Raw genomic sequence first — 6,753 nt, forward strand, 5'->3', positions numbered from 1 at the left:
CCCCCCCCCCCCCCCCCCCACGACCGGAGGCGGTCAGAACCGGTTGTCACCATCCAGCATCCGGCCCAGGCCGCCCAGCACCGAGCCTTCGCCGCGGCTCTGGCCGCCGCCCTGCGGTGCGGCCATCCACATGCGGCCGGCCAGGCGTGAGAACGGCAGCGACTGCAGCCAGACCTTGCCGGGGCCGGTCAACGTGGCCAGGAACACCCCTTCGCCGCCGAACAGCATGCTCTTGATGCCGGCCACCCGACGCACGTCCATGTCCACCGTCGGGTGGTAGGCCACCACGCAGCCGGTATCCACGTCCAGGCGTTCGCCGGCGGCCAGCTCGCGCTCCACCACGCAGCCGCCGGCGTGGATGAACACCCAGCCGTCGCCCTCCAGTTTCTGCATGATGAAACCCTCGCCCCCGAACAGGCCGGTCATGATCTTGCGCTGGAACTGCACGCCGATCTGCACGCCGCGCGCGCCGGCCAGGAAACTGTCCTTCTGGCAGATCAGGCGGCCGCCGTGCTGGTCCAGCTTCATCGCCAGCACCGTCCCAGGGTAGGGCGCAGCGAAGGCGACCTTGCCCTTGCCATGGCCGCTCTGGGTGTAGACGGTGGCGAACAGGCTTTCGCCGGTCAGTACGCGCTTGCCGGCAGCCATCACCTTGCCCATGAAGCCGCCGCCCTGGTCGCCATTGGCGGCGCCGAACACGGTATCCATCTGCACCGTGGCGTCCTTGAACATCAGCGCGCCGGCCTCGGCAATGGCGCTCTCGCCGGGATCAAGCTCGATTTCCACGAACTGCATTTCATGGCCGACGATGCGGAATTCGATGTCGTCGGCGCGGCCGCTGGCGGCGGCGGGGACCGGGGGTGGGGTGTGGGGCATGCCCGGGGCCGCGGATTGCAGTTCAGGCACTTCGGCAATCGAGGTCCATCCGCTCATGCCCTGGCACCAGGCCAGCGCGCGCGGGTTGGCCTGCGCGTAACGGCGCGCGGCCGGGTCATCGAGCGGTCCGATTCGGTCGGCCTGGGCCGAGGCATGGAAGTACCACTGGGTCATTGCGGCGGCTCCGCGGCGCTGGAAAACCCCGAGTCTAGCGAGCGCCCCGGGGGCAGGGCGACGGGGCCATGAACGGCCGGCATTTGCGGGGCAGGTGCTGTATTGCAACAATTATCTGGTAGCGCCGTTTTACCACCCCTCCAAACACAGCCTACCGCCATGTCCCCGACCCGCACTTCCCGTGGCCGCTTCCCGGTCGCGCGCCCTCTCGTTGCCGCTCTTTCCGCCCTGCTGCCGCTGGTAGCAGCCGCCCAGGAAACCCCTGCCGCCAAGGATCCGGTTGCCCTCGACACCCTGCAGGTCACCGCGCAGCGCCGTGTCGAGAACGCCAAGGACGTACCGGTCGCAGTCAGCGCGATCCAGGGCGAGAAGCTGGATGTGCTCGGTTCGGCCGGCGATGACATCCGCTTCCTGGCCGCACGCGTGCCGAGCCTCAACATCGAGTCGTCCTACGGTCGTGCCTTCCCGCGCTTCTACATCCGCGGCCTGGGCAACACCGATTTCGATCTCAATGCCTCGCAGCCGGTGTCGCTGGTATACGACGACGTCGTGCAGGAAAGCCCGCTGCTGAAGGGCTTCCCGCTGTTCGACCTGGCCAACGTGGAAGTGCTGCGTGGCCCGCAGGGCACCCTGTTCGGCCGCAACACGCCGGCCGGCGTGGTCAAGTTCGACTCGGCGCGCCCGTCGCAGGATGCCGATGGCTACCTCCGCGTCGGCTATGGCAGCTACAACAGCTGGAACGTGCAGGGCGCCTACGGCGGCCCGCTGACCGACCGCTGGTCGGCGCGCGTCTCGGCGATCTACCAGCGTCGTGACGACTGGGTCGACAACACCCGTGTGGGCGCGCCCAACAGCGGCTTCGAAGGCTATGACGAAGCGGCAGGCCGCGTGCAGTTCCTGTACGAAGGCGATGACTTCGAAGCGCTGTTCAACCTGCACAAGCGCAAGCTCAACGGCACCGCCCGCCTGTTCCGCGCCAACATCATCCAGAAGGGTGGCAATTCGCTGGTCGAGAACTTCGACCGCGACAAGGTGGCCAACGACGGCGTCAACTTCTCCGACCTGGAGACCTGGGGGGGCAGCGCGCGCCTGCAGTGGAACCTCGGCTCGGTGACCCTGCACTCGATCACCGGCTACGAGACCGCCGAATCGCTCAACCGCGGTGACATCGACGGTGGCTACGGTGCGGCCTTCCTCGGTGCCGGCAACTACGGCCCGGGCCTGATTCCGTTCTCCTCGGAGTCGGCTGATGGCCTGCCGCACCATCGCCAGTGGACGCAGGAATTCCGCGTCGAGTCCAACGAGTGGGGCCGCTTCGACTGGCAGGCCGGCGTCTTCTACTTCGATGAAGACGTGACCATCAACAACTTCAACTACGACTCGCTGGCCCCGGGCAATCCGCAGACCGGCCACGTGGTGCAGAACCAGCGCAACAAGGCCTGGGCAGTGTTCGCCTCGGGTGACTTCGACGTCACCGACCGCTTCAAGCTGCGTGCCGGCGTGCGCTACACCCAGGACAAGAAGGACTTCAGCGCCAGCGTGCTGCAGGCGGTTCCGTTCGGCACCCCGGTCAGTGGCCCGTACCTGGCCAACACCGACGTCAACGACGTCAGCTGGGACCTGAGCGGCGTCTACAAGCTCACCGACGACATCAACGCCTACGCCCGCGTGGCCAAGGGCTTCCGCGCGCCGTCGATCCAGGGCCGCCTGGCCTTTGCGCCGGGTCTGTCGCAGGCCGATTCGGAGAAGGTCATCTCGTACGAGGCCGGCATCAAGGCCGACCTGTTCGAGCGCCGCGCGCGCCTGGGCCTGAGCGTGTTCCGCTACGACGTCGATGGCCAGCAGCTGATCGCCGTGGGCGGTTCCAACAACACCGCCACCCTGCTCAACGCCGACAAGACCATCGGCCAGGGCGTCGAGCTGGACCTGGAGGCCTACCTGGCCGACAACGTCCTGCTGACCTTTGGCAGCAGCTACAACGACACCGAGATCAATGACAAGAACCTGGCGGTGGCGATCTGCGGCGGCGGCTGCACCATCACCGACCCGACCACGGTGATCAACGGCCAGACCTACGCGCTGGTGAACGGCAACCCGCTGCCGCAGGCGCCGAAGTGGATCCACAACGCGACCCTGCGCGTGGGCTTCCCGCTCAGCGATGGCAGCGAGCTGTACGCCTACACCGACTGGGCCTACCGCAGCGCGGTGAACTTCTTCATCTACGAGTCGCCGGAATTCCGCGGCCGTAGTTCGCTGGAAGGCGGCCTGCGCCTGGGCTACAACTGGGAGTATGGCCAGTACGACGTGGCGGTGTTCGGCCGCAACCTGAACAACCAGACCCGCGTGGTCGGTGCGATCGACTTCAACAACCTGACCGGCTTCCTCAACGAGCCGCGCACCTGGGGCGTGGAGTTCACCGCGAAGTTCTGATGCGGTCGCTGCGGTAGTGCAATGAAGAAGGGCCGGCGCAATGCCGGCCCTTCTGCTTCGCACCCACCGGTAGTGCCGGCCGCTGGCCGGCAATGACCGATCGCGCAGGCGCCTACAGCGCGCTCTGCGGACGCACCTTCAGTACCGCGTTCTCGGTGGTGCAGTCGCGGCTGGAGTGCAGGCCGGCCGTGCGCGCGGCAGCGATCTCCTTGCGTGCGGCCAGCAGGTCCTTGTTGAACGCGGCGTTGTCGTGCAGGCGGGCCACGGCGGCGGCACCCATGAAGCGGCCTTCGAGGATGTCGCTCTGCCAGTGCACGTTGCATACCAGGCGGCTCTCGCCGTAGTTGCGGCCGCGGGCCTGGATGGCATCGGCGCGGTCCGGCACGATCTCCGACAGGATCAGTGCCCAGGCCCAGCCGATCGAGGTGTGGCCGGATGGATAGGAACCATTCTTGCGCAGGCCATCCTCGTCCTTCGGCGAGCAGGTCGGCTCACCGTTGACCATGAACGGGCGCGGGCGCTGGTAGTGGTTCTTGGCTGCCTTGGTAGCGGCGCTGGCGTCGATCCGGCTGCGCTCCAGCAGTCGATACAGCGCCGGAGTCTTCACCGCATCGACGTCGATGTCGGCGGCGCAGGAGAAGTGGTTTGCACCTTCGGGGAAGCCGAGTTCCGCATCGATGCCGGCCTGGGCGAAACGCGGGCTGCCTCGCAGCGCGCGGGCTTCACGGCTGACCTGTTCGTCCAGGGCGAGGGCGGCCGAACCGGCCACCGGCGGTGCCGGCACCAGATCGAGGCTGGCCGGAACAGCGCTCTTGTCCAGATAGCCCACGGCCTTGGTGGTGATGTTGGCTTCGACGGCGGTCGGCTTGGTGGCCGTGGCAGCACAGCCGGCCAGGGCCACGGCAACGGCGAGGCCGAGCAGCGGGCGGGCAGGGTGGGAAATCAGCGACATGGACGGGCTCCGGAGGAAAAACATCGCGTCATGATCGCAGCCCGTGCGCGGCACCGCAGTGGCCATCGGTCATACGGCCAGACCCGGCATGGTCATCACAGGAGATGAAGAACGTCATCGAAGGGTGCCAGTCTGCTGAATCCGGGCGCAGCGCACGGACTTTCACGCGGCCGCACCGTGAGCATCGGCACATCGGCAGGCACCAGGGGCCGTCCAGTTCCAGCCGGGTCGGGGGGATCCGAAGACAGAGGGAGAGAAGCGATGCGCAGCACCGCAACAGGAAGTACCGTCCTGGCCCTGCTTCTGGGGCTGGCAGCAGCACCGGCGCAGGCCGCCGACGTGGTCGGCGTGGCCTTCGTGCATGGCACCGGCGCGCAGACCAATGCCACCCAGGACTACTGGCAGCCGGCGATCATCGACACCGTGCGCCAGGGCCTGCCGAACAGCAGCAACTATGTGGTCATCAACTGTGACTTCACCCAGTACATGTGGAAACCGGAGGCCGCCGGCTGCCTGGCCAACCAGCTGACCAGTTTCATCGACAGCCGAGGCATCACCCAGCTGGTGGTGATTACCCATTCCAACGGCGGCAACGTGATGCGCTGGATCCTGTCCAATCCGACGTACGACAGCCGCTATCCGAAGATCATCCGCACGGTGCGCAAGGTCAACGCACTGGCACCGTCTTCGGCGGGCACGCCACTGGCCGATGCGGTGCTCAACGGCAATACCTTCGAAACGTCACTGGGCTGGCTGCTGGGCTACAAGAACGACGCGGTACGCCAGCAGCAGGTGGCCAGCATGGCCACCTACAACGCGCAGAACCTGTACGGCACTGCCGGTCGCCCGGCGTTGCCCAGGCCGTTCCGCGCGGTGGTCGGCAGTGACGTGGAATCGGCGGTGTGGGACAGCAACAGCTACTGCGGTGGCTATGCCGCCAACGTTGGCCTGGAGTTCACCCAGAACTGGTTGTCGTCCTGCTCCGATGGCTTCCTGGAGTGCAGCAGCCAGAAGGCGGCCGGTACCACCTGGTTCACCGACACAGCGCGCACCCAGGGCGCAGAACCGCTCAGCCACAACCAGAGCCGGCGCGAGTGCTTCGGCCTCGGCACCCTGCTGCGCAACGACCTGACCCAGTGAGGGAGATGACCATGACGCCCCATTCCACCCTGCTGGCCAGTGCGGTGCTGGCAGTACTGTCCCTTTCCGCCGCGAAGGCCGCGCAGCCTCTGCAGGCGGCCCGCGCGGGCGATCAGGTGCCTGCCGCATTGGTGGCCGCGCCGCTGCCTGCCGATGAAAGCGAACACGCGCCGTTGTCGTTTGCCTGGGCGCTGGACCCGGCGCAGCCGCTGCAGGCGGCCACGCCATATGCCTCGGTCAGCCGCAGTTACTGGCAGCAGGTCGATGGCACGCAGCTGCAGCGCGGCCTGGACCTGCCGCTGACGGCGCCCGATGCGGTGATCCAGCTGAGTCCGGCCGCAGGAGCCCGCGCGCTGCCGGCCAATACCCTGCAGGTGCGCGACCCGGCTGGCCGCAGCAGCGTGGCCCGCAGTGTCGATGCGCGCGCGCTTCAGGATGCCGGCATGCCGGTGAGTGATGGCAGCAGCATGCTGCGCACCGGCGCGACCAGTGCCGCCGGTGCGTACACCCTGCAGAGCACGCAGGCGCAGGGCCGCTATGTGGTGCAGGTGCTGGAGCCGAACAGCCCGCTGCGGTTGGAAGTGCAGGCCAACCAGGCGCAGGTGCTGGCCGGTGGCAACGTGCAGCTGCAGGCACGCCTGCTGGAAGACGGCGCCACCACCGCGCAGCTGGCATCGCGTCGTGGCGGCCTGGGGGGTGAAGCCCTGCTGGTCGCACCGGATGGCCGCAGCTGGCCGCAGCGCCTGCTGCGCACCACCGATGGCAGCCTGCGCGCGCAGGTGCGGATCCCGACCGACATCGGCACCGTGCAGGGGCTGTGGGAGCTGCAGGTGTTCGCCCAGGCCGATGGCGTGCTGCGCGATGGCAAGGTGGCCTTCGCGGTGGCACGGCCGACCGCGCGTTTCAGTGGCCAGGCAGCACCGGACCCGTCCAGCCGCCAGGTGGCGCTGCCGCTGCAGGTGGCTGCGGCAGGCCGCTACGAGGCACGCGGCACGCTGTATGCCACGGCCCGCGATGGCCGGATGAAGCCGGTCGCGCAGGCACATGCAGCCGCGTGGTTCGATGGCCCAGGCGCCGGCCAGCTGGTGCTGCCGTTCGGCGAGGCCGCGTTGCCGGCCGGTTTTGGCGCACCGTACGAGCTGCGCGACCTGCAGCTGCAGGACCAGAGCCGGATGGCACCG

The 6,753-nt window shown here is 68.0% G+C and carries 5 protein-coding genes; 3 read left to right on the forward strand and 2 right to left on the reverse strand.

Annotation, left to right across the window (positions count from 1 at the left end; all coding sequences use genetic code 11):
• Positions 1-33: 33 nt before the first annotated feature.
• Positions 34-1,050: a TIGR00266 family protein gene (locus tag N5E02_RS19540; protein WP_005421115.1), complete on the reverse strand. Its 1,017-nt coding sequence runs from the start codon at positions 1,048-1,050 to the stop codon at positions 34-36.
• 159 nt (positions 1,051-1,209) lie between these two features.
• On the opposite strand from N5E02_RS19540, the gene N5E02_RS19545 reads away from it, so the two are divergent.
• A complete protein-coding gene (locus N5E02_RS19545; protein WP_279946640.1) occupies positions 1,210-3,480 on the forward strand; it encodes a TonB-dependent receptor in 2,271 nt (756 codons plus the stop codon).
• Between the two features lie 112 nt (positions 3,481-3,592).
• On the opposite strand, the gene N5E02_RS19550 is transcribed toward N5E02_RS19545, so the two are convergent.
• The gene (locus tag N5E02_RS19550) at positions 3,593-4,432 is read right to left on the reverse strand and encodes a phosphatase PAP2 family protein (RefSeq protein ID WP_164230490.1); all 840 of its coding nucleotides are present in this window, start codon (positions 4,430-4,432) and stop codon (positions 3,593-3,595) included.
• 261 nt (positions 4,433-4,693) lie between these two features.
• On the opposite strand from N5E02_RS19550, the gene N5E02_RS19555 reads away from it, so the two are divergent.
• Both N5E02_RS19555 and N5E02_RS19560 read left to right on the forward strand, forming a co-directional pair.
• Complete coding sequence (locus tag N5E02_RS19555; protein WP_005421112.1) at positions 4,694-5,572, forward strand: hypothetical protein; 879 nt, start codon at positions 4,694-4,696, stop codon at positions 5,570-5,572.
• A gap of 11 nt (positions 5,573-5,583) precedes the next feature.
• On the forward strand, positions 5,584-6,753 hold a 1,170-nt coding region (locus tag N5E02_RS19560), incomplete at its 3' end, for a DUF4785 domain-containing protein (protein WP_279946641.1).

Origin of the sequence: Stenotrophomonas sp. GD03777 (genome assembly GCF_029842485.1) — a bacterium.
GTDB classification, from domain to species: Bacteria; Pseudomonadota; Gammaproteobacteria; order Xanthomonadales; family Xanthomonadaceae; genus Stenotrophomonas; species Stenotrophomonas sepilia.